The organism is Nonomuraea sp. NPDC050643 (assembly GCF_040654715.1).
Lineage (GTDB): Bacteria > Actinomycetota > Actinomycetes > Streptosporangiales > Streptosporangiaceae > Nonomuraea.
This window is the reverse complement of the sequence record NZ_JBFAIM010000019.1, coordinates 46519-71737: the sequence shown is the minus strand read 5'-3', so window position 1 is coordinate 71737 and position 25219 is coordinate 46519. Positions and strand designations below refer to the sequence as shown.

The following is a 25219-nucleotide window of genomic DNA, read 5'->3' as shown; positions in this document are numbered from 1 at the left end:
AGGAGGCCGAGCCGATCGATGCCGAGCGTCTACTGCACGCAGTGCGGGCACGCCAACCCCGAGGATGCCCGTTTCTGTTCCCGCTGTGGGTCACCGTTGACCAGACCCGAGGTCTCCGGGGATACCACATCGACGATCTCCGTCGCGGGAATCGAGGCGTACGAGGCTGAGACCGGTGACATGCTGCTGGCCGAGCGGGCGCTCGTCGAGCAGCTCCCGCCCGGCACGGCGTTGCTCACGGTCACCAGGGGCCCCAATCAGGGGAGTCGCTTCCGGCTCGACAAAGAGCTGACCACCACCGGGCGCCACCCGGAGAGCGACATCTTCCTCGACGACATCACGGTCTCCCGCCGGCACGTCGAGTTCTACCGCCACCGCGGCGGCCAGTTCTCCGTGCGCGACGTGGGCAGCCTCAACGGCACCTACGTCAACAGGGAACGGATCGAGGAGGTTCCCCTGCATTCCGGAGACGAGGTGCAGATCGGCAAGTTCCGCCTCGTCTTCCTGATGCGAGGCAACTCCGGCGTATGACTTCTCAGGCCGCGCGGTCCCACATGAGCATCGGGGAGGTGCTCGCGCTCCTGCAGGGCGAGTTCCCCGATGTGACGATCTCCAAGATCCGGTTCCTGGAGGGGGAGGGGCTCATCGAGCCCGAGCGCAGCCCCTCCGGCTACCGCAAGTTCACCCACCTGCACGTGGAGCAACTGCGCTTCATCCTCACCGAGCAGCGCGACCACTACCTGCCGCTGCGGGTGATCAAGGACAGGATGGCGGAGAGCTTCGGCCGGCCGCGTGCCCTCGGGCACCAGCCCCAGGAGATCAGGCTCAGCCGGGCCGAGCTGCTCGAGGCGGCGGAGATCGACGATGAGACGCTCTGCGAGCTGGAGGACTACGGCCTGCTCGCCGCCGTGGCCAGGCGCTACGACGAGGAGGCGCTCAAGGTGGCGCGGACCGTCGGCGCCCTGGCCCGCTTCGGCCTGCACGCCCGCCATCTGCGGGCGGTGAAGGCGGCGGCCGAGCGCGAGTGCGGGCTGGTCGAGCAGACCGTCGCGCCCATACTCAAACGGCGTGCCCCCGGGGCCATCGGCGAGGCCGACGAGGTGGCCAGGGAATTGTCCACGCTCCTGCTCGACCTGCACGCATCCCTTGTACGCACGGGCGTGCGGTCGGTCCTGGGGCGTTGAGACCCCACCCGGCTGGGAGGCGGAGGCACATTCGAGGCCCGGCGGGTGTTACGTTGAATTGCAGAAGCCAGTCAGCAGACAGAAGCCAGTCAGCGTAAGCGACGAGCCAAAAGCTGTGCCGGGTGACCGGTCAGGAATACGGAGCAGCCCGTGTTGCAGATGGAGGTCGTGGGCGTACGAGTTGAAATGCCCACAAATCAGCCGATCGTCTTGCTCAAGGAGGCACACGGGGAGCGGTTCCTGCCTATATGGATTGGCATGACCGAAGCGACGGCGATCGCCCTGGCCCAGGCGGAGGAGCCCCCGCCGAGGCCGCTCACCCATGACCTCTTCCGCGACGTGCTGAGCGCCCTGGGCGTCGGCCTGCGGGCGGTCAACATCGTCGCCCTGCGCGACGGCATCTTCTTCGCCGACCTGGTGTTCTCCAACGGGGTCGAGGTGAGCGCGCGGCCCTCCGACTCCATCGCGCTCGCCCTGCGCACCGGGGCGCGCATCTTCGCCAGCGAGGAGGTCGTCCAGGAGGCCGGAGTGATCATCCCGGACGACCAGGAGGACGAGGTGGAGAAGTTCAGGGAGTTCCTTGACACGATCACTCCCGAGGACTTCGGCAGGGCGGGGTAGGTATTTCAGTGCATTTACGCTTCACGACGCGCCGAGCCGGATCGTTGACTGAGCATGGTCACGGTCCTACGGTGCAAGTGAAACCCGTGGTCGCCCTTTTACGAACCCCCAGATCAGGCCGCGGGATGAGAGAAAGCCGGAGGTCCGCGTGGCGGTCAGCAGCGGCGAGGGAAAGACGGCCGGCCAGGAAGATCCGGTTCGGCGCGAGAGCGCGCGCCAGCGTGCCGGAGAGCAGGGCCTGCTCTTCGACGAGAGGCCGGCGGCGTTGCCGGGCGACATCGGATACCGCGGGCCGACGGCCTGCGCGGCGGCCGGCATCACCTACAGGCAGCTCGACTACTGGGCGCGCACGGGCCTGGTGGAGCCCACGATAAGAGCCGCGCACGGCTCGGGCTCCCAGCGGCTCTACAGCTTCCGCGACATCCTGGTGCTGAAAGTCGTCAAGCGGCTCCTCGACACCGGGGTGTCACTGCAGCAGATCCGCACGGCCGTGCAGCACCTGCGTGATCGCGGGGTCGCCGACCTCGCGCAGATCACGCTCATGAGCGACGGCGTCAGCGTCTACGAGTGCACCTCGGCCGACGAGGTGATCGACCTGCTCCAGGGCGGCCAGGGCGTGTTCGGCATCGCGCTCGGCCGGGTCTGGCGCGAGGTTGAGGGCTCCCTCGCGGAGCTGCCGGGGGAACGCGCGGCGGTCGAGGACACCGTCCCGGCCGACCATCCCGCTGACGAGCTGGCCCAGCGGCGACGCGCACGCCGTTCGAGCTAGTGTCCGGCTCAAGGCCGGCTGGTGAACCCGCGCGGTGGGCCGCCTCGACGCGGCTCACCGGAGCAATCGTAGTAATCTAGGACAGCAAGGCTGACGACCCCGTGCGGGAGAGTCCCCGGGCCTTGGGTCCCGGGGCGCCGAAGGAGCAACCCTCCCCGGAATCTCTCAGGCATCCTGTACCGCTCGGGTGAGGCAACTCTGGAAAGCAGGTGCGCCCGCCAGGCGTACCTCACCGACGGTGCAAGCCCCTTCGGGGGTGAAGCTCTCAGGTCGCGGTCACGCCGCGCTGACAGAGGGGGAGATCCGGCACTCGCCCGCGCCCTGGCGCCGGTCTCCATCGCCTCAGGAGGCACTGTCCATGACAGATCTGTCAGCTCCGCCGTTCTCTGCCAGGCACATCGGCCCCTCAGAGCCCGAGCAGCTGCGCATGCTCGAGGCCGTCGGCTTCGAATCCGTGGCGGACCTGGTGGCGGTGGCCGTCCCCGAGGCCATCAGGGCCAAGGACCGGCTCAAGCTGCCCGCCGCGATCGGCGAGGCCGAGGCCATCGCCGAGCTGCGCGCCCTGGCCGGACGTAACCGGGTGCTCACCTCGATGATCGGCCTGGGCTACTACGACACCGTCACGCCCGCGGTCATCCGCCGCAACCTGCTGGAGAACCCGGGCTGGTACACCGCGTACACGCCGTACCAGCCGGAGATCTCGCAGGGGCGCCTGGAGGCGCTGCTGAACTTCCAGACGGTCGTCTCCGACCTCACCGGGCTGCCCGTCGCCGGCGCGTCGCTGCTCGACGAGGCCACGGCCGCCGCCGAGGCCATGACGCTGGCCCGCCGGGCCGGCAAGTCCAAGAGCGACGTGTTCGTGGTGGACACCGAGGCGCTGCCCCAGACCAAGACCGTGCTGGCCACCCGGGCCGAGCCGCTCGGCATCACGCTGGTCGAGCACTCCCTGGAGGGCGAGCTGCCCGAGTGCTTCGGCGTGCTGGTGCAGTATCCGGGCGCGTCCGGGCGGCTGCGGGACTTCCGCGCCGTCGCCGCGGCCGCCCACGAGGCGGGCGCGCTGGTCGTGGCCGCCGCCGACCTGCTGGCCCTGACGCTGCTCGCCGCCCCGGCCGACCTGGGCGCCGACATCGCGATCGGTTCCTCGCAGCGGTTCGGGGTGCCGTTCGGGTTCGGCGGGCCGCACGCGGCCTACATGTCCGTACGCGAGGGGCTCCAGCGCCAGCTTCCCGGCCGCCTGGTGGGCGTGTCGGTGGACGCCGACGGCGACCCCGCCTACCGCCTGGCCCTGCAGACCCGCGAGCAGCACATCCGCCGCGAGAAGGCCACCAGCAACATCTGCACCGCCCAGGTGCTGCTCGCCGTCATCGCCGGCATGTACGCCGTCTACCACGGCCCCGAGGGCCTGCGCGGCATCGCCCACCGCGTGCACCGCTACGCCTCCGCCCTGGCCGAAGGGCTTCGCGGCGCGGGCGTGGAGGTCGTGCACGGCGAGTTCTTCGACACCGTGCTGGCCCGCGTGCCCGGCCGGGCCGCCTCGATCGTGGCCGCCGCCGCCGAGCGGGGCGTCAACCTCTGGCAGGTGGACGACGACCACGTCTCGGTCTCCTGCGACGAGAAGACCGGCGCCGCCGAGGTCGCCAAGGTCTGGGACGCCTTCGGGGCCGCCGGCGCCGAGGTCGACATCGAGGGGGCCGCCGACGCGCTGCCCGGTTCGCTGCTGCGGGAGAGCGCGTACCTGACCCACCCGGTCTTCCACGGCCACCGCTCCGAGACGGCGATGCTGCGTTACCTGCGCAGGCTGCAGGACAAGGACATCGCGCTCGACCGCTCCATGATCCCGCTCGGCTCCTGCACGATGAAGCTCAACGCGAGCACCGAGATGGAGCCGATCACCTGGCCCGAGTTCGCCGCGATCCACCCGTACGCCCCCGACGACCAGTCCGAGGGCTACCGCGAGCTGATCGGCACGCTGGAGGGCTGGCTGGCAGAGGTGACCGGCTACGACGCGGTCTCCATCCAGCCGAACGCCGGCTCCCAGGGCGAGTTCGCCGGGCTGCTGGCCATCCGCGCCTACCACCGCGCGAACGGCCATGGCGAGCGCGACGTCTGCCTCATCCCGTCCTCGGCCCACGGCACGAACGCCGCCAGCGCCGTCATGGCCGGCATGCGGGTCGTGGTCGTGGCCTGCGACACCGACGGGAACGTGGACCTGGCCGACCTCGACGCCAAGATCGAAAAGCACCGCGACGCGCTGGCCGCGATCATGGTGACGTACCCGTCCACGCACGGCGTGTACGAGGAGACGATCACCGAGGTCTGCGCCAAGGTGCACGACGCCGGCGGCCAGGTGTACGTCGACGGCGCCAACCTCAACGCGCTGGTCGGCCTGGCCAAGCCCGGCGAGTTCGGGGCCGACGTGTCCCACCTCAACCTGCACAAGACGTTCTGCATCCCGCACGGCGGCGGCGGCCCCGGCGTCGGCCCGGTCGCGGTGCGCGGGCACCTGTCGGCCTACCTGCCCGGCCACCCGCTGCACAACGGCACGCCGGTCGGCCCGGTCTCGGCGGCCCCCTACGGCTCGGCCGGGATCCTGCCGATCTCGTGGGCGTACGTCAGGATGATGGGCGCCGAGGGCCTCACCGCGGCCACCGAGCAGGCCATCCTGTCGGCGAACTACCTGGCCAGGCGGCTGGCCCCGCACTACCCGGTGCTCTACACCGGGCGGGGCGGGCTGGTGGCGCACGAGTGCATCGTCGACCTGCGGCAGATCACCAAGGAGACCAGCGTCACCGTGGACGACGTGGCCAAGCGCCTCATCGACTACGGCTTCCACGCGCCGACCATGTCGTTCCCCGTGGCGGGGACCCTGATGATCGAGCCGACCGAGAGCGAGGACCTCGCCGAGCTCGACCGGTTCGTGGACGCGATGGTCGCCATCCGCGGGGAGATCGCGAAGGTGGCCTCCGGCGACTACGACCGGACGGACAACCCGCTGCGCAACGCGCCGCACACGGCCGAGTCGGTCGCCGCGGACGAGTGGCCGCACCCGTACGCGCGCGGCGAGGCCGCCTACCCGCTGCCGTCCCTGCGGGAGAACAAGTACTGGGTGCCGGTGCGCCGCATCGACCAGGCGTACGGCGACCGCAACCTGGTGTGCTCCTGCCCGCCGCTGGAGGCGTACGAGGACTGAGGGCCCGGATCGGCGGGCGGGGTGTTCCTTCCGCGTCAAGTGAGCAGACATGATCGCCAGAAGTCGTTAGGCTCGGTGCGATCCGTCGCCACAAGGAGCTCCCTTGACGTCCTCAGAGCTGGAGACCCCGCCTCTCGACACCGCCCGCCGCCTGGCGGAGGGCGGTGACCTCGACGCCGCCGCCGCCATCTTCGGGGAGCTGGCCGCCGACCCCGACGAGCCCGACAGGGCGCAGGCCGCCGTGGGGCTGGCGGTGGTGCTGGAGCAGCGCGGCGACGTCGAGGCTGCCCGGGCCGCCGCCAGGACGGCGCTGGCCACCGGGCACCCCGAATACGCCGCGCAGGCCGCCTGCCACCTGGCGCAGGGGTTCGAGCGGGAAGGGCGGGCCCAGCAGGCCAGGGGCGCCTGGCAGGCCGTGCTGGGGGTGGGGACGGCGGCGTACGTGCCGCTGGCCCACCTCGCGCTGGCCCGGCTGGCCGTCGCGGCCGATGAGCTGGACGAGGCGGAGAAGGAGCTGCGCGCCGCCATGGACGTGGGCGACGACCGGCTCGGGGCGCACGCCGCGCAGCAGCTCGCCGACCTGATGCTGGAGCACGGCGAGCCCGGCGCGGCGGCCGAGGTCCTGCTCGACGCCCTGGAGTTCGCCCCCGCCGACGAGGTGCCCCGGCTGCGGGTGCAGCTCGGGATCGCGCATCTGGAGCTGGCCTGCGCCGAGTTCGCCGAGAGCGTCGAGGGCGGGGCGGACGCGCAGACGAGCGCGCTGGCCATCGAACTGCTGGCCCGCACCCTGCCGCTGCGCGGGCGGCCGGAGGATGCGGACCAGGTGTGGTCGTACGGGCTCGAACACGAGGACGAGACCCTGGCCGCCGAGGTCCGCCTCCGCTACGACCGTGACGCCTGACGGCCCGCCCCCGCCGTACCTACTCCGGAGGGTCCCTTCGGCGGGCCTTCAGGAGAGGCGCCCGGGGCACGGATCTTTCCAGGACCGTGAGTCGCTTCACGGGTGCGGGTCTCTTCGGGGCAAGGCGTGCGGGCGGGTGGCGGAGGCGCTCCCGTTGCCCCCGCCGGTCGCCGGCGGGCCCTGGGCGGGCGTCATGGGCGGCGCATGACGGCCATCGCGGCGGCCACGTTGACGAGCACGATCCCCATCCACGCGATCAACAGTCCCACCAGCCCCGCGGCGCTCGCCGCGATGCCCGTCAGCGGCACGCCGATGCCGAGCGAGCCGAGCGCGATCGGGATCATCGCCCCGCCCGGGGTCTGCTTCTTACGGGGAGGGGCGCCGGGATGGCCCAGCTCGGCCTGGACACGGGCGGCGATCGTGGCGTCGAGGCGGTCCACGAAGGAGTCGACGAGCGCGGTCTCGTACTCGGGGCCGAGATCGCGGCGGGCGTCGAGGGTGGCCTGCAGGTCATCCCGGATAGGGCGTTTGTCTGGCATAAGCGTCATCATCCCTGCCGCGCGCCGCGCCGTCATCCAACCTGAGAGCTAAGGTGCGATCCTCCCCAGGTACGGTGCTGCCATGCAGGTGATGACCCCGAGGGGCCCGGCGCTGGTCGAGATCGAGGAGGCGGCGGACGCGCGACTGCTGCTCGTGCTGACCCACGGCTCGGCCGGGACCGTGGACGCCCCCGATCTGCTGGCCGTGCGTGAGGCCGCGCTGAAGGCGGGTGCCAGTGTGGCGCGGGTGACGCAGGCGTTCAGGGTGGCGGGAGCGCGGGCGCCGGGGTCGCCGGTGAAGCAGGACGAGGCGTGGGAGATCGTCCTGGAAGAGATCCGTACGCGCCTGCCGGGCCTGCCTCTGGTGCAGGGCGGGCGGAGCAACGGGGCGCGGGTGGCCTGCCGTACGGCCAGGGCGGTCGGCGCGGTGGCGGTCGTGGCGCTGGCCTTCCCGCTGCATCCGCCGGGGAGGCCGGAACGGTCCAGGGCGGACGAACTACGCGGCGCCGGGGTCGACGTGCTGGTGGTGAACGGGGATCGTGACCCGTTCGGTGTGCCCGACGCCGCGGACGCCACGCGCCTGGTGGTGCTGCCGGGGGAGGGACACGACCTGAAGCGGGACCCCGCCCGGGTGGGCGAGGTCGTCGCGGAGTGGATCGCCCGCTACGCCTAGCGTGCGGGCCTGGCCGCTCCGCGCTGGATCAGGCCGCGCCGACCAAGGGCTCGGGCCGGTGCGGGGCGATGGCGGTGCCGCTGGGCAGGAGCTCCCCGGTGTCCTCGAACAGGACGACGCCGTTGCAGAGCAGGCTCCACCCCTGTTCGGGGTGGCAGGCGAGGGTGCGTGCCGCCTCGCGGTCAGGCGCCTCGGCATCCGGACAGGCCGGGTCGTGCGGGCACATCGGCGTGCCTCCGATATCTCGTGGGATGCTCCCGGCTGGAGGGGCGGGAGCTTGCTCGGGTTGTTCTGTTGGTTCTACTGGCAAGTGTGCGACGTATGTCACACGTTCCGACATAGCCCGTTAGGACTGTTACAGGAGGGTCCCCGGAGCGTGTGACCTTCGACACAGCGTGCCTTATGCAGGATAACGGGCCAAGCGCGACACGCGCATCACGTTTGCAATCCCTTGAGCAGAGCGTCGAGTCCGCGTTCGAAGTCCACATCGGCCCTTTCATCCCTCCTGACCCATTCGTCGACTTCTGGGTCGGCCCAGCCCGACTGCTGCACCTCGACCGCCACGCTGCCGAACACGAAGGCCCGCAGCGCGCGCACGGCCTCGGGCGCCTGGGTCAGCCCCCCGTCGGTGAGCTGCTCGGTCTGCTCGCCGATCGCGATGACGGTGGCGCCCTTGGGCGGCTTGGTCAGCGCCAGGGCCAGGACGCCCGGGTGCTCGCGCAGCAGCTCCCTGCCGGCCCGGCACCACGCCTTGGCCGTCTCCTGCCAGGTGGGGCCCTGCTCGACGTGGACGGTGGTGACGTGCTCGGCCAGGGCGTCCATCAGGGCCTCCTTGCCTCGTGGCAGGTGGTGGTAGATGGCCATGGCCTCCACCTCCAGGGCGTCGCCCAGCCTGCGCATGGTGAGCCTGCGCAGGCCCTGGCTGTCGGCGATGTGCAGGGCGGCCTCGATGATGCGCTCGCGGGACAGGGGGACGGACGGTCGCTTGGCGGGCATGGTGATCATCTTACTTCGTAAAGGCGCTCGCTCCGGGGCGATTTCCGCCCGTGTCGCGGGACGGCGTACCCTTGGCCGTTGAACGAGTGCCGACAGTTGTGAAGGGGCCGGGTCGATGGCGTTTTTCCGTCCGCGGGTGAGCCGGGAGGCAGAGGTCCGCTACCACGCGGACCAGGAGATCTCCAAGGGCTTCCCCGAGCTGCTCGACGAGGCCAGGCAGGCCGAGCGGACCCTGCGTGAGCTGCAGGCCGCCACGGCCGACGAGATCGAGCTGCTGGCCGCGGGCCGCGAGTTCGACCGGGCGCTGACGGAGGCCCTGAGGGCGGCCGAGGCGGGCCAGCGGGCCACGTTCGGGGTCAAGGCCTACGATGACCGGATCGCGCGGCGCAAGGCCAAGGCGACGCCCTCCGGGGCCATGTGGACCTCCGAGGTGGAGCGGCTGCGCACGCTGCGCGAGGACAACCGGCTGTGGGGGATGCCCAGAGCGCCCCGGCCGGTGCCCACCACCACCCGCTGACCCTCGAAACCGAAAGCCCCGGCACGTCGACGTGTGCCGGGGCTTGTGGTGTTCCCGCCTGATCAGGCCGGGCTGGCCCAATTGGGCTGGCCCGGCCGGGCGGTGCCGTTCAGCTGGCCCAGTCCAGCAGGGGGCGGGTGTTGCTCGGGTGGCGGAGCTTGGACAGGGACTCCTTCTCGAGCTGCCGGATCCGCTCCCGGGTCAGCCCCAGGTGCTTGCCGATCTCGTCGAGCGTGTGCGGCTTGCCGTCCACCAGGCCGAAGCGCAGGGCCATGATCTTCGACTCCCGCGGCGAGAGGTTGTCGAGCACACCCCGGAGCTGGTCGCCCAGCAACTGGCGGTCGACGATCTCCGAGGCCTCGGGGGAGTCGACGTCCTCGATGAGGTCGCCGATCGTGGTCTCCCCGTCCTCGCCGATCGTCGCGTTGAGCGAGATCGGCTGACGGCTGGTGCGCAGCAGCTCCTCGATCTGGTCCGGCGTCCTGTCGAGTTCGACCGCCAGCTCCTCCGGCGTGGGCTCACGCCCCAGGCGCTGGTGCATGTCGCGCTCGACCCTGGACAGCTTCGACAGCATCTCCAGGACGTGCACGGGCAGCCGGATCGTACGGGCGGAGTCGGCGAAGCCGCGCTGGATGGCCTGCCGGATCCACCACATGGCGTACGTGGAGAACTTGAATCCCTTGGTGTAGTCGAACTTCTCCACGGCCCTGATCAGTCCCAGGTTGCCCTCCTGGACCACGTCCAGCAGGGACATGCCGCGGTCGGTGTACTTCTTGGCGACCGAGACCACCAGCCGGAGGTTGGCCTCCAGCATGTGGTCCTTGGCCTGCCTGCCGTCCTCGATGACCAGGTTCAGGTCCTTACGGGCGGCGGGCGACAGGTCGGGGTGGGTCTCCAGCTTGTACTCGGCGTACAGGCCGGCCTCGATCCGCCGGGCCAGCTCGACCTCCTGCGCCGCGGTGAGCAGCGTGCGGCGGCCGATGGACTTGAGGTAGGTGTGCACGGAGTCGCCCATGACGGACTGTGTGTCGTCCAGGTCGAGCGTCTCCGTCTCGAGCTCGGCGTCCTCGCCGTTCAGGCTGAGGTCGTCGGGCACGTCCTCCTCGTGTTCCGGCTTGGGCTCGGACGGGGTGACGGCCTTGGCCGCAGCGGTGGTGGCGGCGGTTTTTGCCTCCGCCGCCTTGCGGCCGGTAGTCTTTGCCCGCGAAGTCTTCTTGGCGGGTGCCGCCGTCTGGGCGGTCTTCTTGGGGGCGGTGGTGCTGAGAGACGGCTCGTTCTCGGCGGCCAGGCTCACGCCGGCCTCCGACAGCTCACGCAATATCGTGCGGCCTTCAGAGGGGCTGATACCGGCCTCGGCGAACGCGTCACGCAGCTCCGCCAGAGAAAGGTGACCCTGAGCTCGCCCTCGTCCAATGAGCTGGTCGAGAGTAGCGGGTGGGGTCGCCACGGCGGTTCTGGGCATGAGGACACCTCCTCCGTACGGAGTGGAAGCGATCAGGCAGGTTGTGGTGGGGCGGGTTCGCAACCGCACGACGCACCAGTATCAATAACGCCAATCGCCGTCATTTGTTCCCGTGCGCCCAAGGCGGGTGGAAAAAGGGGCGGAACGCCCAAAGAGCGAACTACCCCTCCAGCGGTCTTATTCCGTGGTCTGCAGCTTGTCCGCCGGGATCTCGAACTGTCCTGGCGTGACCCCGGGCATGGGCATGGGCTGGGCGTCTTCCATGCGCTGGTCCGTCCAGTAATCGATGACCTCGTTCGGATCGGGGTTGACCTCCTTCGAGACCACGATGCCATCGGTGGTCTCGGGGGCCGGCCGCTCCGACGGCTGACTGGACGGTGACGCCTTCTCCACCACGGCTCGGGTGTCCCGTGCGACCTGGTCGAGCCTGCCCGCCGAGGCGGCCGCCGCGATCGAGGCTCCGCCGACGACGATGACGCCGACGATGGCCGCGGATGCCCACATCTTGCGGGTCTGGTCCATGAAGGCTCCCTCCTTCTCCCCACTATGACGCAGCCGCAACTCGTCAGGTTCCTGCTCGCAGGCGTACCAGATCGGTCTTTCCGTTCGGCAGCAGCGGAAGCCGGGGAAGTATGCGCAGGTCACGGGGGGTGGCATGGGGTGGGAGGCGGTCGCGGCAATATGCGCGCAATTGCGGGAGGGTGATGGGCGTGTCGGGGTTCGCGGGCACGATGACGGCGGTGACCAGCTCACCCCATTCGGCGTCGGGCGTCCCGATCACGGCGGCGTCGGCCACCTCGGGGTGGGCCGACAGGACGGCGGTCACGGTGGCCGCCACGACCTTCTCGCCGCCGGTGTTGATGACGTCGTCGGCCCGGCCCAGCACGCGCAGCCGGCCGCCGGCCAGCTCGCCGAGGTCGGAGGTGACGAACCAGCCGCCGTCGAGCGGGGCGGGCGGGTCGGCGAAGCGGTAGCCGGAGAACAGCACGGGGCCGGAGATCCTGATCAGGCCGTCGTCGCCGATTTTGAGATCTACATTGTAAAGGGGCTGGCCGTCGTACACGCAGCCGCCGCACGTCTCGCTCATCCCGTACGTCGTCACGATCCGGGCGCCGAGGTCGCGGGCCCGCTCCAGCAGGCCAGGCCGGACGGCGGCGCCGCCGAGCAGGATCGTCTTGAACACCGACAGGTCCGCCTCCAGCTCGACCAGCCGGTGGAGCTGGGTGGGCACCAGGGAGACGTGGTCGGCGCCCGAGGTCAGGACCGCGTGCGGGTCGAACCGGGAGTGGATGACGGGCTCGCTCTCCGAGAGCAGGGCGCGTACGAGGACCTGCAGGCCGGAGACGTGGGAGACGGGCAGGCAGCACAGCCAGCGCTCGCCCTTGGAGGCCTCCACGCGGCGCAGGGAGGCCGCCGCGGAGGCGCGCAGCGCGGTGGCCGAGAGCATCACGCCCTTGGGGGCACCGGTGCTGCCGCTGGTGGCGATGACGACCGCCACGTCACCGGGGACGCCCACCCCGTCGGCCCGGGCCACTCCGCCGGCGTGGGTGGGCCGCAGGGCGGCGAGCGTGGCTTCGGTGGCCTCGGCCGGGGACGGCGCGGAGCCGGGGGACAGGGGTAGCACGGCCGGGCCGTCGCCCGCGAGCGCGTCGCGGATCGCCGTGAACAGGGCGGGTCCCGGAGGCTGCACAATGGCATGCAGCGGACGGTCCGGATGCGACGGGTTCCTCCACATGCTCGTAAGGTTAATGGCGACAGGTCGGACAGTGTTTCAGGGAGGGTCGTGACGCGTTCTCCCGTGGTCTTCCGGATCCCGATGCGCACCCGTTTCCGGGGTCAGACCGTCAGGGAAGGGGTGCTGCTGCACGGCCCGGCGGGATGGGGCGAGTTCTCCCCGTTCCCGGAATACGGCCCGCGCGAGTGCGCCCGCTGGCTGGCCTGCGCGCACGAGGCGGCGTTCGAGGGGTGGCCGGAGCCGGTGCGCGACAGCGTCCCCGTCAACGCGACCGTGCCCGCCGTGGCGCCCGAGCGGGCCCACGACCTGGTGCGGAGCTCGGGATGCGCGACGGCGAAGGTCAAGGTGGCCGAGCCGGGGCAGACGTTCGACGACGACGTGGCCAGGGTGGAGGCCGTGCGCGACGCGCTCGGGCCCGCGGGGCGGCTGCGCGTGGACGCCAACGGCGCCTGGGAGCCCGGCGAGGCGGTCCGGCGGCTCAAGCGGCTCGACCGCTTCGACCTGGAATACGCCGAGCAGCCGTGCGCCACGCTCGAGGAGCTGGCGGCGGTGCGGCGGGCGTGCGACGTGCCGATCGCCGCCGACGAGTCGATCCGCAGGGCCGAGGATCCGCTGCGGGTCAAGGCGGCCGAGGCGGCCGACATCGCGGTGGTCAAGGTGCAGCCCCTGGGCGGGGTGCGCGCGGCGCTGCGGGTGGTGGAGGCGTGCGGGCTGCCGGCGGTGGTGTCGAGCGCCGTGGAGACGTCCGTGGGGCTGGCCGCCGGGCTGGCGCTGGCGGCGGCGCTGCCGGCGTTGCCGTACGCGTGCGGGCTCGGCACGATGCCGCTGCTGTCGGGCGACGTGGTGGACGACTCGCTGGTCCCGGTGGAGGGACGGCTGACGGTCCGGCGCCCACCGGTGAATTTTCAGCATTTGTCGGCATTTGAGATTGAATCTCCCCAGTGGCTACGCCGGATGCAGGAGGCGTCACGTTGAACCCCGCTACCGCGCTGGCCACGGTGCTGGTCGATGAGCTGGTGCGCTGCGGCCTGACGGACGTGGTGATGGCGCCCGGCTCCCGCTCCGCCCCGCTGGCGCTGGCCCTGCACGCCGAGTCACGCGTACGCCTCCACGTGCGCGTCGACGAGCGCTCCGCCTCGTTCCTGGCCCTGGGGCTGGCCAAACGCTCCGAGCGGCCCGTCGCGCTGATCTGTTCCTCCGGCACCGCCGCCGCGAACTTCCACCCGGCCGTCATCGAGGCGAGCGAGTCGGGCGTACCCCTGCTGGTGCTGACCGCCGACCGCCCGCCCGAGCTGCGCGGCACCGGCGCCAACCAGACGATCGACCAGCTCAAGCTGTACGGCACCGCCACCCGCTGGTTCGCCGAGGTCGGCGTGCCGGAGGAGCGGCCCGGGCAGGTGGCCTACTGGCGCTCGCTGGCCTGCCGCGCCTACCAGCGCGCCGCCGGCCCCGCGGGCCCCGGCCCCGTGCACCTCAACCTGGCCTTCAGGGAGCCGCTGATCCCCGACGGCGACACCTCCTGGTGCGAGCCGCTCGACGGCGGCGCGAACGGCCCCTGGGTGCGCGCCCGCGTCGCGCCTCCGCCCATCGCCCTGCACCTCCCCCCGACCAGGCGCGGCGTGCTCGTCATCGGCGACGGCGCGGCCAACGTGCGCCGCTACGTCGCGGCGGCGGGCATGGCGGGCTGGCCGGTGCTGTCGGAGCCGAACGGCGGCGGGCGCTACGGCGACCACTCCATCTCGACCTACCACCACCTGCTCGGCACGCCCGAGTTCGCCGACGCCCACCGGCCCGACGTGGTGGTGACGCTCGGCCGCCCCGGTCTGTCCCGGCCGCTGCTGTCGTGGCTGCAGCGGGCCGGCGAGCACATCGTGGTGGCGCCCGACCTCGACCGCTGGCCCGACCCGACCCGGTCGGCCACCCAGGTGGCGCAGGCGGTGGAGATCCCGGTCGCCTCGGGCGACGACACGTGGCTGCACGCCTGGCGGCAGGCCGACCAGGCGGTCAGGGCGGCCACGGACGAGGTGCTCGACCTGTCGGGCACCAGCGAGCCGCGCCTGGCCAGAGACCTGGTCGACGCGCTGCCGAACGGGGCGCTGCTGTTCTGCGGCTCCTCGATGCCGATCCGCGACCTGGACCAGTCGATGCGGCCCCGGCGCGGCATCCGGCTGATGGCCAACAGGGGCGCCTCCGGCATCGACGGGCTGGTGTCCACGGCCATGGGCGCCGCGCTGGCGCACAACGGCCCCTCCTACGCGCTGGTCGGCGACCTGTCGTTCCTGCACGACCAGAACGGGCTCATCCTGGGGCCCCGCGAGCCCCGGCCCGACCTGTGCTTCGTGGTGGTCAACAACGACGGGGGCGGCATCTTCTCGCTGCTGCCCCAGGCGGCGGTCCGCGACCCGTTCGAGCGGGTCTTCGGCACGCCGCACGGTGTGGACCTGGGCTATGCGGCGGCGGCGACCGGGACGCCGTACACGCTGGTGGGCGACATCAGCGACCTGCCCAAGGCGCTGCGCGGCGAAGGGCCGCGGGTGGTGGAGGTGCGGACCGACCGCGAGGAGAACGTGCTCGTGCACGCCCGCCTGCGGGACGCCGCGCAGGCGGCCGTACGGGCCTTCCTGGCCGGCTGACGCGCCCCGGGGCGGACGCCCCACGTGGGGAGGCCGTGGCTCCGCTACCGGCGCGAGCCGCACGGGTCCACGGCGAGGCGGCCCGCTACCGGCGCGAGCCACGCGGATCCACGGCGAGGCGGGCCGTCCTGCCCTGAGGGACCCGCCGTGGTGCGGGGGGTTTCTTCAGGCGGGGTCAGCCGTTGAGGACGTCGAGGAGGCGGTTGAGCGGGCTGTCCAGGCCGTAGCGGTCGGCCAGGCGGACGAGGGCCTCGGGATCGCGCGGCTTGGCGGGCAGGGCCAGGTCGGTGGCGGGCAGCGGGGCGTTCTTGGCCACCGCGACCACGGCGGGTGCGGCGTCGAGGTAGGCGCGGGCGGCGGCCAGCTTGGTGCGGCTGCCGGCCGGGAACCCGTCGGTGGCGCCCCCGTCGAGGGCCTCCAGCAGGGCCGGCAGGGAGCCGAAGCGGGTGATCAGGGCGGCGGCGGTCTTCTCGCCGACCCCGGACACGCCGGGCAGGCCGTCGCTGGGGTCGCCGCGCAGGGTGGCGAAGTCGGCGTAGGAGCGGCCGGGGATGCCGTATTTGCCGGTCACGAACGCCTCGTCCACGATCTGCAGGTTGCGGATGCCGCGGACGGTGTAGAGGACGCGGACCGGGCGGGCGTCGTCGACGAGCTGGAACAGGTCGCGGTCGCCGGTCACGATGTCGACGGCGCCGTCACCGGCCTGATGGGTGAGCGTGCCGATCACGTCGTCGGCCTCGTAGCCGGGCGACTCCAGGCGGGCGATGCCGAGGGCGTCGAGCACCTCCTCGATGACCGCGATCTGCGGCACGAGGGCGTCGGGCACCTCCTCGGTGTCGCCGTGGGCGACGCGGTGCGCCTTGTACGTCGGGATCGCCGCCACGCGGAACGCCGGCCGCCAGTCGGCGTCCATGGTCGCCACGAGCTCGGTGGGGGAGTGCTGTCGCACGAGGGTGGCGATCATGTCGATGAGGCCGCGGACCGCGTTGACGGGCGAGCCGTCCGGGGCCTTGATCGACTCTGGGATGCCGAAGAAGGCGCGGAAGTAGAGGGACGGGGTGTCCAGAAGCATCAGCACGCGTCTATCGTCGCACTCCCGGCAGACAATTCGCCTGCTCCGGGCCGAGGATGCCGACGGCGAGCAGGCAGGCGTCGTCCTCGGGGTTGGGGCCGCCGATGTCGGTGAGCAGGCGGTCGAGCCCGGCGTCGAGGTCGTGGCCGCGTACGTGGCGGGCGGCGGCCATGGTCAGGTCGAGGCCGACGTCGATGTCCCGGGTGCGCCGCTCGACCAGCCCGTCGGTGAACATCAGCAGCAGGTCGCCGGGCAGCAGGCGGGTGGTGGCCAGCTCGTACGGCCGGCCGGAGGCGGCGCCGAGCAGCACCCCCCGGGGCTGGCCGAGCTGGCTGGCCACCCCGTCGCGCACCAGGACGGGCGCCAGGTTGCCGGCCTGGCCCCAGGCGAACACCCGGGTCTGCGGGTCGAAGTGGCCGATGATCGCGGTGGCGGTCGTGTCGGTGAGCTGGTGCATGACGAGGTCGTTGAGCAGGGTCAGCAGCCCGTTGGCGGCCTGCCCGGTCATGGCCAGGCCGACCAGGGCGTGGCGGAGCTGGGCCATGCGGGCGATCGCGGGCAGGCCGTGGCCGGAGACGTCGCCGATGGCCAGCAGCAGCCGGCCGTCGGGGGTCTGGGCGGCCTCGAACCAGTCGCCGCCCAGGTTCGCGGTCTTCTCGGCGGGCACGTAGCGCACCGCGATCCTGGTGTGCGGCAGGTCCAGGCAGCCGGCGGGCTCGGGCAGGATCGCCTCGCGCAGGGCGAGCATCACGTGGCGCTCCTCCGCGGCCTGCTCGCGGGCCTCCAGGAGCTGGCGGCGCGACTCCGACACCATGCGCTCGGCCCGGCGGCGGCCGGTGATGTCCTGGATGACGCCGTGCAGGCCGACCGGCCCGCCGGGCGCCATCATCGGCTCGAGCACGACCCGCAGGTCACGCAGCTCGCCGCCGCGTCGGATGCGGAACTCGGCCTGCACGGGCTCGGCGTCCTGCCCGGCCGACCACAGCAGGCGGTCGAGCGTGCCCGCGTCGGCGGGCTCGATGTGCTCGGCCAGGTCGGGCAGCGCGATGGGGCCCTGGTCGGTGTCGCGGCCGAAGATGGCGTACACCTGGTCGGACCAGATCGTCTCGCCGGTGTGCAGGTGCCATTCGGCCCACCCCATGTTGCCGAGCCGCTGGGCGTGCGCCAGCCGTACGGCGAGCAGCTCGGCGTCGATCTCGTGTCCGAGCAACTCGGCCGCGCCTATGACGTCGACCATGGTCTCACTCTCGAAGCGCAGTCGAATTGGACAATTGGCCCCACAATACGTGATCGACCGTGAACGGAGTGTAGTGGAGGCTTGCCGTGTTGTGAGACCTTTTCACGGATTTTAGGCAGTGCGCTCCGGAGTAGATTGGGCCTGTGACGTCCTCAGACCTGTATCCCGTGTCCCGTCTGGCCGCCGCTCAGGAGGCCACCGCCAAGGCGGGCCTTGACGCCCTGCTGCTCACCCCCGGCCCCGATCTGCGCTACGTGAGCGGCTACGACGCCAAGCCGCTGGAGCGGCTGACGTGTCTCGTGGTGCCCGCCTCCGGTGAGGCGTTCATGATGGTGCCCCGCCTGGAGCTGCCCGCCGCGCAGGCGTCGCCGGCCGCGCGGCTGGGGCTGGAGTTCGTGGCGTGGGACGAGACCGACGACCCCTACGCGATCGCGGCCGCCCGGCTCGGGCGGGCCGGCAAGGTGGGGCTGGCCGACCGGATGTGGGCCATGTCGTCGCTGCGCTTTCGCGACGTGCTGCCGCAGGCCGAGCAGGTGCTGGCCGGAAGCGTGCTGCGGGAGCTGCGGATGCGCAAGTCGCCGGCCGAGGTGGCGGCGCTGCGCGAGGCGGGCGAGGCCATCGACGCCGTGCACCGTCAGGTGCCCGGGCTCCTGCGGGCCGGGCGCACCGAGCGCGAGGTGGGCCGCGACATCGCCGAGGCGATCCTGGCCGCCGGTCACGACACGGTCGACTTCGTGATCGTCGCCGCCGGGCCCAACGGTGCCAACCCGCACCACGACGTGTCCGACCGGGTGATCCAGGCCGGGGAGCCGGTCGTGGTGGACATCGGGGGGCAGTTGCACAACGGCTACTGCTCCGACTCCACGCGCACGTACAGCGTGGGCGAGCCGCCGGCGGACTTCGCCGCCTACTACGAGGTGCTGCGGCGGGCCCAGGAGGCGGCGTGCGCGGCGGTGCGGCCCGGGGTGTCGTGCGAGTCGATCGACGCGGCGGCGCGCGAGATCATCGCCGAGGCCGGCCACGGCGAGCACTTCATCCACCGGACCGGGCACGGCATCGGGATCGAGACGCACGAGGAGCCCTACATCGTGGCCGGGAACGGTGAGCCGATGGAGGCCGGGTTCGCGTTCTCGGTGGAGCCGGGCATCTACCTGCCGGGGCGGCACGGGGCCAGGATCGAGGACATCGTCGTGTGCACCGAGAGCGGCGGCGAGCGGCTGAACAACACCCCGCGCGAGCTGGTGATCGTCTAGGTCGCGAGAGACTTCGGGGCGCCTGGCCCGCCCGTCGCTCCGCGGAGGGGCCCCGCCGGGCGGTGCGTGAAGATCACCTGTGGCACAGTCGAGGTCATGTTCACGGAGTTCACGTACGCCACCAGGCCAGGTTCGGGACGGCCCAACGAGGACCTGGTGATCGCCGGGCCCTCGTGGGTCGTCGTGCTCGACGGGGCCACGGCGGCGGCCGGGGTGGACAGCGGGTGCGCGCACGACGTCCGCTGGCTGGTGGGGCGGCTCGGTGGCGCGCTGGCCGGGCGGCTGGCCGGCGGCGACGGCGCGCCGCTGGCGGACGTCCTGGAGGCGGCCATCGAGGACACGGCGGCGGCCCACGCGGGCACCTGCGACCTGGGCAACCCCGACTCGCCGTCGGCCACCGTGGCCCTGGTGCGGTGCGCCGGCGGGCGCGTGGAGTACCTGGTGCTGGGGGATTCGCCGGTGGTGCTCTCGACGGCGGGCGGCGGGGCGCTGGTGGTGAGCGACGACCGGCTGGAGCGCCTGCCGGGCGGGCGGCCGTACACGGTGGAGCTGGTGCGGCGGATGCGGAACGCGCCCGGAGGGTTCTGGGTGGCCGCCGCCCGGCCCGAGGCCGCCCGGGAAGGGGTCACCGGCGAGGTGGACGCGGGCGCGCTGCGCGGGACCGGGGTGTTCACCGACGGGGTGGCGCGGCTCGTCGACTGGTACGGCTGGAGCTGGGATTCCGTGCTGGCCGAGCTTCAGGGCCGGGGGCCCGGAGCGGTGATCGAAGCCGTACGGGAGCTGGAGGCCGCCAGGGGGCCCGTCCACGGGAAGCGGCACGATGACGCGACCGCCGTCTGGGGGCGCCTCGGGGAGCTTTGAGGCGGGTCGCCGCTCTACTGAGGATGTGGCGCCGCCGGGGTGTATTTGACACCGTCTCCCGTGCTCTGGGATGGAGAGGGCCGCGGAGGGAGTGCGCATGTTCGTCGGCAGGACGGCGGAGCTCGCCCTACTGCGCGCGGAGCTGCGCGCGGCGGGCGGCGGGTCCGCCAGACGGGTCGTCGTCGAAGGGCCGGAGGGGATCGGCAAGACGGCGCTCATCAACCACGCGCTCGGCGGGGAGGCGGGCGCGCGGGTGCTGGCCGTCAGCGGCGAGGAGAGCGAGCGGGAGCTTCCGTTCGGGGTCGTCCGGCAGGTCGCGGCGGAGGCGGCCCTGCTGGGGCTCGAACGTACGGGGCCCGTGGGCGAGGTGGATCCGTGCGCGGCCGGGCAGGCGGTGTGCGACGTCATCGGCGAGCTGCAGGGGCGCGGGCCGCTGGCGGTGCTGATCGACGACGCCCAATGGGCGGACCGGCCGTCGTTGCGAGCTCTGGGCTACGTGCTGCGCCGGGTGCGAGCCGGCCGCGTCCTCATGCTGGTCGCCTGCCGTGACCTCGCCGACCCCTGGCTGCCGGAGGGGCTGCGGCGGCTGCTGACCGGCGACGACACGCTGCACCTCACGCTGGGCGGCCTGAGCGCGTCCGACCTCGCCGAACTGGCCACCGACCCCGCCCTGAGACCCCGCCGGCCGGACCCGACCACCGGCACGGAGCCGGCGGACCGGCGGCCCGGGGCCGCGTTCGGGCCCGGAGCACCGGATCGGGCGGCCGGGTTCGGGCTTGGAGCGTCGGATAGGGCCGGGATGCCGGATCGGGCGGCCGGGGCGGGTGCCGAGGGGGAGGAGCGCGAGGCGGGGCTGAGTGCGGCGGAGGCCGTACGGTTGCGCGAGCACACCCTGGGCAACCCGTTGCACGCCCGCGCCCTGCTGGCCGCACTGTCGGCCGCGCTGCCCACGGCGCTATCGGCCGCGCTGCCCACGGCGCTGCCGGCCGGCCCCGGGGTGCGGCTGCCGGCGCCCGCCACCTACGTACGGCCCTTCGCCCGCCGGTTGCACGCCTGCGCCCCCGCCACCCAGCGGCTGATCGCGGCCTGCGCGGTCCTGGGCGAAGCCTGCCCGCTGCACGTCGCCGCCGCCGTGGCCACCGAGGTGGACGAGCCGCTGGGCGCCATGGAGGAGGCCGTCGCCGCGGGGCTGCTGCGTGAGCTGCCGGGCCGCATGGTCGACTTCCCCGAGCCGCTGGCCCGGGCCGCCGCCTACGACGGCATCGGCGCGGGGGCGAGGGCCCGCCTGCACCTGGCCGCCTCCCGGCTGGTGGAGGACACCGGCCAGGCGCTGCGGCACCGCGCCGCCGCGGCCGGCGGGCCCGACGAGGTGCTGGCCGAGGAACTGGCCAGCTTCGCCGCCAAGGCGGCGCAACACGGGCTGTGGCAGGAGGCCGCCGCCCATCTGGACCTGGCCGCCGGGCTCACCGAGTCGGCGGCGCGGCGCGACGAGCTGCGTACGGCAGCGCTGGAACACGTCCTCATCGGGGGCGACGTGCTCCGCGCGACCGAGCTCGCCGCGGCGCGCAACGCCGACCCACGCCCGGTGCGCCGGTACGTGCTGGGACGCCTCGCGCTGGCCCGAGGACGCTTCGACGAGGCGTCGGAGCTGCTGGCCGAGGCGTGGCGGCACGCCGAACCCGGATTCGCCGCCGACGTGGCCGAGCAGCTCGCCTGGCTGCACCTGGTCACGGGGGATCGGGCGGTGGCGGTGGACTGGGCCCGCCTGGCGATCGAGCAGCCCATTCAGGGCGCGGTCGCCAGGCCGTACGACGTGCTGGCGCTGGGAGGGGCACCCAGCGTCAGCGCGCCCTCCGGACCCGCGCGGGTCCGGCCGGCCGGCGGCCCCTTCGGTGTTTCCGCGGACGCCTCCTCCGCCGAGACGCTCGGTGGCCGGTCGTGCGCCCTGCCCAAGGGCATCGCCGTGGCGGTCGCGCACCTGGCCGGTGACGAGCCCGCCGAGGCGTGCGCCGTCCTCAAGCGGGTCGTGGCCGAGGGCATCAAGGCCGGAGTGCCGCACCAGCGGCTGCTGGCCACCGCGCTGCTGGCGGTCGCCGAGCATGCCGTGGCGCGCTGGGACGACGCCGCCGCGCGCGCCGAGCACGCCCTCGCCGAGGCGGTGACCCTCGGCCAGTGGTGGTTGCGGCCCCTGCTCGAGGTGGTCTGCGTGGCGCCCCTGGCCGCGCGGGGTGAGCACGAGCGTGCGCTCGCGCACGCCACCGCCGCCGCGGGCGCCGCCCGCCGGATGCGGCACGTCCTGGGCGAGCGGCAGGCCGACCTGGCCATGGCGCTGCTCGGGACCGGCGAGGTGCCGGGAGCCGACGGGACGCCCGCCGGCGAACTGGACGTGTTCGTCCCCGACCCCCGGCCGGCGCAGATCGAGGCGCTGCTCGCGGACGGGCGGCTGGAGGAGGCGGAGCGCGCGCTGGCCGCCTTCGACCACGCCGCCTTCGAGCAGGCCACCCTCAACGGGGAGGCCGGCGTTCCGGCGTCCGTGGGGGCGCGCAGGCGGGCGGAGCGGGTCAGGCTGGGCGGGCTGCTCCTGGCCGCCAGGAACGTTCCAGAGCGGGCGGAGGAGTCCTTCTCCCGGGCGCTCGCGCTGGTCGAGTCGGGTGTGTGCCCGCTGGAGGAGGCGCGGGTGCTGCTCGACCTCGGCCGGCTGCTGCGCCGTACCGGCAGGCGGCGGGCGGCGGCGGAGCGGCTGGGGGCGGCGCGGGCCATCTTCGAGCGGCTGGGGGCGCGGCCTCTGGTGGAGCGGTGCGCGCAGGAGTTGGAGGCCTGCGGGCTGGAGCCGCCCGCCACCGTACGGCTCGGGCTCACCCCGCAGGAGCTCAGCACCGCCACGCTCGTGGCCGGCGGGCTGACCAACCGGCAGATCGCCAGAGAGCTGCTCATCAGCGTCAAGACCGTCGAATACCACATCGGCAAGATCTACACCAAGCTCGGCATCGGCTCCCGGGTGGCGCTGGCGGCCAAGCTCGCGGCGTACCGGAGGCCGGCCTGAGCCCTGCGGGCACGGTTGGGGCGTGGTCGGGGCATGGTCGGGGCGTGGTGAGGGCATGCTGGGAAGGTGTCGTCGACAGGAAGCGGAACGGACTGATCGGCCAGTCTGCTGATACCTTGATCGGCAGCGCGTGATCATGAAAGAATTCTTCAATAGATGGATATCCGGGTATTGGGGGGTCGTCGGCCATGATCCGCGAGCCTTACGAGCGGCCCTAGGATGCCGGACGACGAACTGGACGAGGCGTTCGAGCTCGGCAGGACGTGCGCGCTGGCCGCCGAATGCGGCAGGGACCTGCGGCGCTGCGCCCAGATGTACAGCGGGCTGTTCCCGGCCGCGGCCTTCGGCGCCGAGTTCTACAGCGCCCTGACCCTCGGCACGGCCTTCAGCGCCCCCTGGGCCAGGGCCGACCGGCTGAAGATCGTCAACCGGACCGCCCTGTGGGTGGTGGCCCTGGACCGGCTCGTGGACCACACCGTCACCACCCGCGAACAGGTGAACCGCCTGACCCGCGAGTGCCTGTCGGTCGCCGACGGCGCCGTGCCGCAGTCGGCGATCACCCGGTTCCTCGCCGACCTGCGCGACGAGCTGTCCACCGTCAAGGAGTTCGACGACCTGCAGTGGCTCTGGCGCGACCAGCTCGCCCGGATGATGGCGGGCATGACCAGGGCCTGGGTGTGGCGCGACACGCACGCCCTGCCCACGCTGGCCCGCTATCTCGACAACGCCGACAGCCGCGGCTCGTGCTTCGTGGACGTCTCGCACTGGATCTACACGGCCGATTCCTGGACGAAGACCCATCTGGAGAGCGTGCGCGCGGTCAGCAGGCAGGTGCAGCGCTACCTGCATCTGCTCGGCGACGTGGCGTCGTACCGCCGGGACATGAGCTGGGGCGATCTGAACGTGCTCTCGCTCGGCGTCAGCCGCGCCGAGGTGACCACCATGATGGCCGTGCTGGCCCGCGAGGCGGAGGCCCTGATCGAGCCGGTACGCGCCCACAGCCCCCGCACCGCCGTCTACCTGCGACGACAGATCGGCTTCAACGCGGGTTTCACCGGGATTTCGGACTTTGAGCCCGTCACGTAACGGGCTTGTCGGATTGCATGACACACTGATTTGACTCCTGAGCTGTTAGATCGGCGAATAGGGGTGCTCGAGACGACAAACCGTGACATTTTGTTTCTTGTAAAAGTTTGCGGCTTGAGTGAAAAATGTAGCGTTGCTAGGGTGTCTCGATGCCAGGTATGTGGATCGGCCTACTCAACGCACCTTGACAGGTACCACTGACCACGGCACCTCAGGGGCGGGGTCGCGCATGCGCGGGAGATGTACGGGCGGTGCTGGATGGAATTCGGTCGCTCTGACCGTTGGCGGCTTCCAACGGCGATCAAGATCTTGATCGCGGGAGGGTTCGGTGCGGGCAAGACCACCATGGTGGGTGCCGTCTCGGAGACTCGGCCTCTTCGCACAGAAGAGGCGCTCACCCAGGTCGGCACGCACATCGACGACCTGTCGGGCGTCGAGCGCAAGCTGACCACGACCGTGGCCATGGACTTCGGCCGCATCACGATCCGCAACGACTACATGCTGTACTTATTCGGCACCCCGGGCCAGGAGCGGTTCTGGTTCGTGTGGGACGAGCTGGCCCTGGGCGCGCTGGGTGCCGTCGTGCTGGCCGACACCCGCCGTCTCGACGACTGCTTCCCCGCCGTCGACTACTTCGAGAAGCGCGGCCAGCCGTTCATCGTGGCGCTCAACTGCTTCGACGGCACCAGCCCGTTCACGGTCGGCGAGGTGCGCTCGGCGATCGGCCTGGAGCCGGAGATCCCCATCGTGCGCTGCGACGCCCGGCGCCGCGACTCCGGCAGGGAGGTGCTGATCACGCTGGTCGAGCACGCCATGCGCTCCGGCGCCACCCCTGTCGGGACCATGTCGTGACCATCACCGGCTACCTTTGACCGATGGAGGAGATCGACCGCCGGATCGTCACGCTGCTCGCCCGCGACGGCCGCATGAGCTTCACCGACCTCGCCAGGGAGACCGGGCTCTCGGTCTCGGCGGTGCACCAGCGCGTACGCCGCCTGGAGAAACGAGGGGTCGTCCGCGGATACGCCGCGATCGTCGACCATGACGCGGTGGGGCTGCCGCTGACCGCGTTCGTGTCGATCAAGCCGATCGATCCCGCCGCGCCCGACGACGCCCCCGATCGGCTGGCCCATCTGGCGGCCATCGAGGCGTGCCACAGCGTGGCCGGCGACGAGAGCTACATCCTCAAGGTCCGCGTCGCCTCGCCGGTGGCGCTGGAGGACCTGTTGCAGCAGATCCGCGCCTCGGCCAACGTCTCCACCCGCACCACGGTCGTGCTCAGCACCCCGTACGAGCACCGCGCCCCCGACGTCGCCAGCGAGCTCGCGCCCACCCAGGACGGCCCCGTCTGACATCGGGCCCTGCCGGCCTCCCGGGCGCGTGCTGTGTCCTCCGCCGGCGCGAGCCTCTCAGACCACGCTGATCCACCGCGGCTCCCCGATGCTAT

The 25219-nt window shown here is 72.3% G+C and carries 24 protein-coding genes and 1 riboswitch; of the genes, 16 read left to right on the top strand and 8 right to left on the bottom strand.

The window, feature by feature from the left end:
- Positions 1 to 18 precede the first annotated feature (18 nt).
- From AB0I15_RS26080 to AB0I15_RS26055, 6 genes are all read left to right on the top strand, one after another.
- The gene (locus AB0I15_RS26080) at positions 19 to 531 is read left to right on the top strand and encodes an FHA domain-containing protein (RefSeq protein ID WP_346110937.1); all 513 of its coding nucleotides are present in this window, start codon (positions 19 to 21) and stop codon (positions 529 to 531) included.
- Positions 532 to 554: 23 nt separating this feature from the next.
- Positions 555 to 1184: a MerR family transcriptional regulator gene (locus AB0I15_RS26075; protein WP_358100533.1), complete on the top strand. Its 630-nt coding sequence runs from the start codon at positions 555 to 557 to the stop codon at positions 1182 to 1184.
- Positions 1185 to 1334: 150 nt separating this feature from the next.
- On the top strand, positions 1335 to 1805 hold the full coding sequence (locus tag AB0I15_RS26070) for a bifunctional nuclease family protein (protein WP_090771501.1): 471 nt from the start codon (positions 1335 to 1337) through the stop codon (positions 1803 to 1805).
- Between the two features lie 148 nt (positions 1806 to 1953).
- On the top strand, positions 1954 to 2574 hold the full coding sequence (locus AB0I15_RS26065) for a MerR family transcriptional regulator (RefSeq protein WP_358100530.1): 621 nt from the start codon (positions 1954 to 1956) through the stop codon (positions 2572 to 2574).
- A gap of 94 nt (positions 2575 to 2668) precedes the next feature.
- Positions 2669 to 2766, top strand: a riboswitch (glycine riboswitch).
- 166 nt (positions 2767 to 2932) lie between these two features.
- Entirely contained in the window at positions 2933 to 5764 is a 2832-nt protein-coding gene (gene gcvP / locus AB0I15_RS26060; RefSeq protein WP_358100528.1) for an aminomethyl-transferring glycine dehydrogenase, read from the top strand.
- A gap of 103 nt (positions 5765 to 5867) precedes the next feature.
- Positions 5868 to 6665: a tetratricopeptide repeat protein gene (locus tag AB0I15_RS26055; RefSeq protein WP_358100525.1), complete on the top strand. Its 798-nt coding sequence runs from the start codon at positions 5868 to 5870 to the stop codon at positions 6663 to 6665.
- Between the two features lie 191 nt (positions 6666 to 6856).
- On the opposite strand, the gene AB0I15_RS26050 is transcribed toward AB0I15_RS26055, so the two are convergent.
- A complete protein-coding gene (locus tag AB0I15_RS26050) occupies positions 6857 to 7204 on the bottom strand; it encodes a hypothetical protein (RefSeq protein ID WP_358100523.1) in 348 nt (115 codons plus the stop codon).
- An 82-nt stretch (positions 7205 to 7286) separates the two neighbouring features.
- Here AB0I15_RS26050 and AB0I15_RS26045 point away from each other — a divergent pair, with 82 nt between their 5' ends.
- On the top strand, positions 7287 to 7877 hold the full coding sequence (locus AB0I15_RS26045) for an alpha/beta family hydrolase (RefSeq protein WP_358100520.1): 591 nt from the start codon (positions 7287 to 7289) through the stop codon (positions 7875 to 7877).
- A gap of 28 nt (positions 7878 to 7905) precedes the next feature.
- Here AB0I15_RS26045 and AB0I15_RS26040 read toward each other — a convergent pair whose 3' ends face one another.
- A complete protein-coding gene (locus AB0I15_RS26040) occupies positions 7906 to 8103 on the bottom strand; it encodes a DUF5999 family protein (protein ID WP_358100517.1) in 198 nt (65 codons plus the stop codon).
- A 209-nt stretch (positions 8104 to 8312) separates the two neighbouring features.
- A complete protein-coding gene (locus AB0I15_RS26035; protein WP_358100514.1) occupies positions 8313 to 8873 on the bottom strand; it encodes a TetR family transcriptional regulator in 561 nt (186 codons plus the stop codon).
- Positions 8874 to 8988: 115 nt separating this feature from the next.
- Between AB0I15_RS26035 and AB0I15_RS26030 the strand changes: the two genes are divergently transcribed.
- Positions 8989 to 9390, top strand: coding sequence for a hypothetical protein (locus tag AB0I15_RS26030; protein WP_358100511.1), 402 nt, complete (start codon positions 8989 to 8991; stop codon positions 9388 to 9390).
- 109 nt (positions 9391 to 9499) lie between these two features.
- On the opposite strand, the gene AB0I15_RS26025 is transcribed toward AB0I15_RS26030, so the two are convergent.
- The 3 genes from AB0I15_RS26025 to AB0I15_RS26015 all read right to left on the bottom strand — a co-directional run bounded on the left by AB0I15_RS26025 (position 9500) and on the right by AB0I15_RS26015 (position 12587).
- Positions 9500 to 10852 (bottom strand): RNA polymerase sigma factor, encoded by a 1353-nt coding sequence (locus tag AB0I15_RS26025; RefSeq protein ID WP_358100508.1) that lies wholly within the window; start codon positions 10850 to 10852, stop codon positions 9500 to 9502.
- A gap of 177 nt (positions 10853 to 11029) precedes the next feature.
- Positions 11030 to 11374 carry a hypothetical protein gene (locus AB0I15_RS26020; protein WP_358100505.1) on the bottom strand — a complete coding sequence of 115 codons (345 nt, stop codon included), beginning with the start codon at positions 11372 to 11374 and terminating at the stop codon, positions 11030 to 11032.
- 43 nt (positions 11375 to 11417) lie between these two features.
- Entirely contained in the window at positions 11418 to 12587 is a 1170-nt protein-coding gene (locus AB0I15_RS26015; protein WP_358100502.1) for an AMP-binding protein, read from the bottom strand.
- A 48-nt stretch (positions 12588 to 12635) separates the two neighbouring features.
- Here AB0I15_RS26015 and AB0I15_RS26010 point away from each other — a divergent pair, with 48 nt between their 5' ends.
- Together AB0I15_RS26010 and menD are read left to right on the top strand one after the other, a co-directional pair.
- Positions 12636 to 13562, top strand: a complete 927-nt coding sequence (locus tag AB0I15_RS26010; protein ID WP_358100500.1) for an o-succinylbenzoate synthase — start codon at positions 12636 to 12638, stop codon at positions 13560 to 13562.
- Positions 13559 to 15220, top strand: a complete 1662-nt coding sequence (gene menD / locus AB0I15_RS26005) for a 2-succinyl-5-enolpyruvyl-6-hydroxy-3-cyclohexene-1-carboxylic-acid synthase (protein WP_358100497.1) — start codon at positions 13559 to 13561, stop codon at positions 15218 to 15220. The genes AB0I15_RS26010 and menD overlap by 4 nt, the downstream gene beginning before the upstream one ends.
- A 175-nt stretch (positions 15221 to 15395) precedes the next feature.
- On the opposite strand, the gene AB0I15_RS26000 is transcribed toward menD, so the two are convergent.
- On the bottom strand, positions 15396 to 16292 hold the full coding sequence (locus AB0I15_RS26000) for a 5'-3' exonuclease (protein ID WP_358100898.1): 897 nt from the start codon (positions 16290 to 16292) through the stop codon (positions 15396 to 15398).
- A 10-nt stretch (positions 16293 to 16302) separates the two neighbouring features.
- Positions 16303 to 17529, bottom strand: coding sequence for a SpoIIE family protein phosphatase (locus AB0I15_RS25995; RefSeq protein ID WP_358100494.1), 1227 nt, complete (start codon positions 17527 to 17529; stop codon positions 16303 to 16305).
- 143 nt (positions 17530 to 17672) lie between these two features.
- Here AB0I15_RS25995 and AB0I15_RS25990 point away from each other — a divergent pair, with 143 nt between their 5' ends.
- The 6 genes from AB0I15_RS25990 to AB0I15_RS25965 all read left to right on the top strand — a co-directional run bounded on the left by AB0I15_RS25990 (position 17673) and on the right by AB0I15_RS25965 (position 25124).
- Positions 17673 to 18782 (top strand): Xaa-Pro peptidase family protein, encoded by a 1110-nt coding sequence (locus tag AB0I15_RS25990; RefSeq protein WP_358100491.1) that lies wholly within the window; start codon positions 17673 to 17675, stop codon positions 18780 to 18782.
- A gap of 96 nt (positions 18783 to 18878) precedes the next feature.
- Positions 18879 to 19643 (top strand): protein phosphatase 2C domain-containing protein, encoded by a 765-nt coding sequence (locus AB0I15_RS25985; protein WP_358100488.1) that lies wholly within the window; start codon positions 18879 to 18881, stop codon positions 19641 to 19643.
- Between the two features lie 97 nt (positions 19644 to 19740).
- Complete coding sequence (locus AB0I15_RS25980; protein WP_358100485.1) at positions 19741 to 22686, top strand: AAA family ATPase; 2946 nt, start codon at positions 19741 to 19743, stop codon at positions 22684 to 22686.
- A 219-nt stretch (positions 22687 to 22905) separates the two neighbouring features.
- Positions 22906 to 23772: a terpene synthase family protein gene (locus tag AB0I15_RS25975; RefSeq protein WP_358100482.1), complete on the top strand. Its 867-nt coding sequence runs from the start codon at positions 22906 to 22908 to the stop codon at positions 23770 to 23772.
- 258 nt (positions 23773 to 24030) lie between these two features.
- Positions 24031 to 24624: an ATP/GTP-binding protein gene (locus tag AB0I15_RS25970; RefSeq protein ID WP_358100479.1), complete on the top strand. Its 594-nt coding sequence runs from the start codon at positions 24031 to 24033 to the stop codon at positions 24622 to 24624.
- 23 nt (positions 24625 to 24647) lie between these two features.
- Positions 24648 to 25124 carry an Lrp/AsnC family transcriptional regulator gene (locus tag AB0I15_RS25965; RefSeq protein ID WP_358100476.1) on the top strand — a complete coding sequence of 159 codons (477 nt, stop codon included), beginning with the start codon at positions 24648 to 24650 and terminating at the stop codon, positions 25122 to 25124.
- The last annotated feature ends 95 nt before the right edge of the window (positions 25125 to 25219 follow it).

Excerpts from the sequence above, each read along its gene's own strand:
- AB0I15_RS26045 (WP_358100520.1), top strand. The coding sequence starts at position 7,287 with ATGCAGGTGATGACCCCGAGGGGCCCGGCGCTGGTCGAGATCGAGGAG.
- AB0I15_RS26035 (WP_358100514.1), bottom strand. The coding sequence starts at position 8,873 with ATGCCCGCCAAGCGACCGTCCGTCCCCCTGTCCCGCGAGCGCATCATC.
- AB0I15_RS26020 (WP_358100505.1), bottom strand. The coding sequence starts at position 11,374 with ATGGACCAGACCCGCAAGATGTGGGCATCCGCGGCCATCGTCGGCGTC.
- AB0I15_RS25965 (WP_358100476.1), top strand. The coding sequence starts at position 24,648 with ATGGAGGAGATCGACCGCCGGATCGTCACGCTGCTCGCCCGCGACGGC.
- AB0I15_RS26000 (WP_358100898.1), bottom strand. The coding sequence starts at position 16,292 with ATGCTTCTGGACACCCCGTCCCTCTACTTCCGCGCCTTCTTCGGCATC.
- AB0I15_RS25980 (WP_358100485.1), top strand. The coding sequence starts at position 19,741 with ATGTTCGTCGGCAGGACGGCGGAGCTCGCCCTACTGCGCGCGGAGCTG.
- AB0I15_RS25995 (WP_358100494.1), bottom strand. The coding sequence starts at position 17,529 with ATGGTCGACGTCATAGGCGCGGCCGAGTTGCTCGGACACGAGATCGAC.
- AB0I15_RS26075 (WP_358100533.1), top strand. The coding sequence starts at position 555 with ATGAGCATCGGGGAGGTGCTCGCGCTCCTGCAGGGCGAGTTCCCCGAT.
- AB0I15_RS26025 (WP_358100508.1), bottom strand. The coding sequence starts at position 10,852 with ATGCCCAGAACCGCCGTGGCGACCCCACCCGCTACTCTCGACCAGCTC.
- AB0I15_RS25985 (WP_358100488.1), top strand. The coding sequence starts at position 18,879 with ATGTTCACGGAGTTCACGTACGCCACCAGGCCAGGTTCGGGACGGCCC.
- AB0I15_RS26030 (WP_358100511.1), top strand. The coding sequence starts at position 8,989 with ATGGCGTTTTTCCGTCCGCGGGTGAGCCGGGAGGCAGAGGTCCGCTAC.
- AB0I15_RS26080 (WP_346110937.1), top strand. The coding sequence starts at position 19 with ATGCCGAGCGTCTACTGCACGCAGTGCGGGCACGCCAACCCCGAGGAT.
- AB0I15_RS26050 (WP_358100523.1), bottom strand. The coding sequence starts at position 7,204 with ATGCCAGACAAACGCCCTATCCGGGATGACCTGCAGGCCACCCTCGAC.
- AB0I15_RS26040 (WP_358100517.1), bottom strand. The coding sequence starts at position 8,103 with ATGTGCCCGCACGACCCGGCCTGTCCGGATGCCGAGGCGCCTGACCGC.
- AB0I15_RS25970 (WP_358100479.1), top strand. The coding sequence starts at position 24,031 with ATGGAATTCGGTCGCTCTGACCGTTGGCGGCTTCCAACGGCGATCAAG.
- AB0I15_RS26015 (WP_358100502.1), bottom strand. The coding sequence starts at position 12,587 with ATGTGGAGGAACCCGTCGCATCCGGACCGTCCGCTGCATGCCATTGTG.
- AB0I15_RS25975 (WP_358100482.1), top strand. The coding sequence starts at position 22,906 with ATGCCGGACGACGAACTGGACGAGGCGTTCGAGCTCGGCAGGACGTGC.
- gcvP (WP_358100528.1), top strand. The coding sequence starts at position 2,933 with ATGACAGATCTGTCAGCTCCGCCGTTCTCTGCCAGGCACATCGGCCCC.